The organism is Pseudomonas sp. NPDC087336, from assembly GCF_044744285.1.
Taxonomy (GTDB): Bacteria; Pseudomonadota; Gammaproteobacteria; order Pseudomonadales; family Pseudomonadaceae; genus Aquipseudomonas.
The window spans coordinates 1-2,081 of the sequence record NZ_JBIUYA010000069.1 but is presented as its reverse complement, the minus strand read 5'-3'; the positions used below and the strand labels follow the sequence as shown (position 1 = coordinate 2,081).

Below are 2,081 nucleotides of genomic sequence, written 5' to 3'. Positions count from 1 at the left end.
AGAGCACAGCGTGGTACTGATCCGCGGCGGTCGTGTAAAAGACTTGCCAGGTGTTCGTTACCACACCGTTCGCGGTTCGTTGGATACTTCCGGCGTCAAAGGTCGTAACCAGGGTCGTTCGAAGTACGGTACCAAGCGTCCGAAGTAATGGTCGCTTGCTGCAAAAAACTGATTTCTATTTTTCTGAGTCGATAAGAGTAAGGTCGGAGGCGTCCCGTAGTAATGGGCACCGATTCCGAGCGAACCTGAAGACCGTTTGAGGGCTTATCCATGCCAAGAAGACGCGTAGCAGCCAAGCGCGAAGTGCTTGACGATCCAAAATACGGAAGCCAAATCCTGGCCAAGTTCATGAACCACGTGATGGAAAGCGGCAAGAAAGCCGTTGCCGAGCGTATCGTTTTTGGCGCGCTGGAAAAGGTTAAAGACCGCAAGAACAGCGACCCCCTGGAAATCTTCGAGAAAGCTCTCGACGCCATCGCTCCGCTGGTCGAAGTAAAGTCGCGCCGTGTAGGCGGTGCTACTTACCAGGTTCCGGTTGAAGTTCGTCCGTCCCGTCGTAACGCTCTGGCAATGCGCTGGTTGGTAGACTTCGCCCGTAAGCGCGGCGAGAAGTCTATGGCTCTGCGTTTGGCTGGCGAACTGTTGGACGCTGCCGAAGGTAAAGGTGCTGCAGTTAAGAAGCGTGAAGACGTGCACCGTATGGCTGAAGCTAACAAAGCTTTCTCGCACTACCGCTTCTAATTTTAGCGTCACTCAATTTGCGAGGGCTTTATGGCTCGTACTACACCGATTAATCGCTACCGTAACATTGGTATCGTTGCTCACGTGGATGCTGGTAAAACCACCACCACCGAGCGCGTCCTTTTTTACACTGGCAAAAGCCACAAGATGGGCGAGGTGCATGACGGCGCTGCGACCACTGACTGGATGGTTCAGGAGCAGGAGCGTGGTATTACCATTACTTCTGCTGCTATTACCGCCTTCTGGCAGGGTTCTGCGAAGCAGCACAAGGACCAATACCGCTTCAACGTCATCGATACCCCGGGCCACGTAGACTTCACCATTGAAGTTGAACGTTCCCTGCGTGTACTCGACGGCGCGGTCGTTGTGTTCTGCGGCACTTCCGGCGTTGAGCCGCAGTCCGAAACCGTATGGCGTCAAGCCAACAAATACGGCGTTCCACGTATCGTTTACGTGAACAAGATGGACCGTGCCGGCGCAAACTTCCTGCGCGTGATCGCTCAGATCAAGCAGCGTCTGGGTCACACCCCGGTGCCAATCCAGTTGGCTATCGGTTCCGAAGACAACTTCCAGGGTCAGATCGATCTGATGACCATGGAAGCGGTTTACTGGAACGATGCTGACAAGGGCATGACTCCACGTCGCGAAGCCATCCCTGCTGAACTGCAGGAGCTGGCTGAAGAGTGGCGCAGCAATATGGTTGAGGCTGCGGCCGAAGCCAGCGAAGAGCTGATGAACAAGTATCTCGAAGGTGAAGAGCTCACCATCGAGGAAATCAAGGCCGCTCTGCGTCAGCGTACTATCGCTGGTGAAATCGTCCTGGCTGTTTGCGGTTCTTCCTTCAAGAACAAGGGTGTTCCCCTGGTTCTCGACGCCGTTATCGACTACCTGCCGGCTCCAACCGACATTCCTGCCATCAAGGGTACCGACCCGGATGACGAGGAAAAGCAAATGGAGCGTCATGCAGACGACAACGAGCCGTTCTCGGCTCTGGCGTTCAAGATCGCTACCGACCCATTCGTGGGTACCTTGACCTTCGTCCGCGTTTACTCGGGCGTGTTGGCCTCCGGCGACGGCGTGATCAACTCGGTTAAAGGTAAAAAAGAGCGCGTGGGTCGTATGGTGCAAATGCACGCAAACGCCCGTGAAGAGATCAAGGAAGTACGCGCTGGTGACATCGCGGCCCTGATCGGCATGAAGGACGTCACCACTGGTGAAACCTTGTGCAACGCTGACAAGCCAATCATCCTGGTTCGCATGGACTTCCCGGAGCCGGTTATTTCGGTTGCCGTAGAGCCTAAGACCAAGGATGACCAGGAATTAATGGGTTTAGGTCTGGG

At 54.9% G+C, this 2,081-nt stretch carries 2 protein-coding genes and 1 pseudogene; all 3 read left to right on the top strand.

Features of this window, described 5'->3' with window-relative positions; genetic code table 11:
* Positions 1-148 (top strand): annotated as a pseudogene (rpsL, locus tag ACIO0C_RS31150) (30S ribosomal protein S12); the annotation flags it as partial.
* 122 nt (positions 149-270) lie between these two features.
* Positions 271-741, top strand: coding sequence for a 30S ribosomal protein S7 (gene rpsG, locus ACIO0C_RS31145; RefSeq protein WP_401318344.1), 471 nt, complete (start codon positions 271-273; stop codon positions 739-741).
* A gap of 30 nt (positions 742-771) precedes the next feature.
* Positions 772-2,081 (top strand): elongation factor G (gene fusA / locus ACIO0C_RS31140; RefSeq protein ID WP_401318342.1); only part of this gene is annotated, 1,310 nt, incomplete at its 3' end.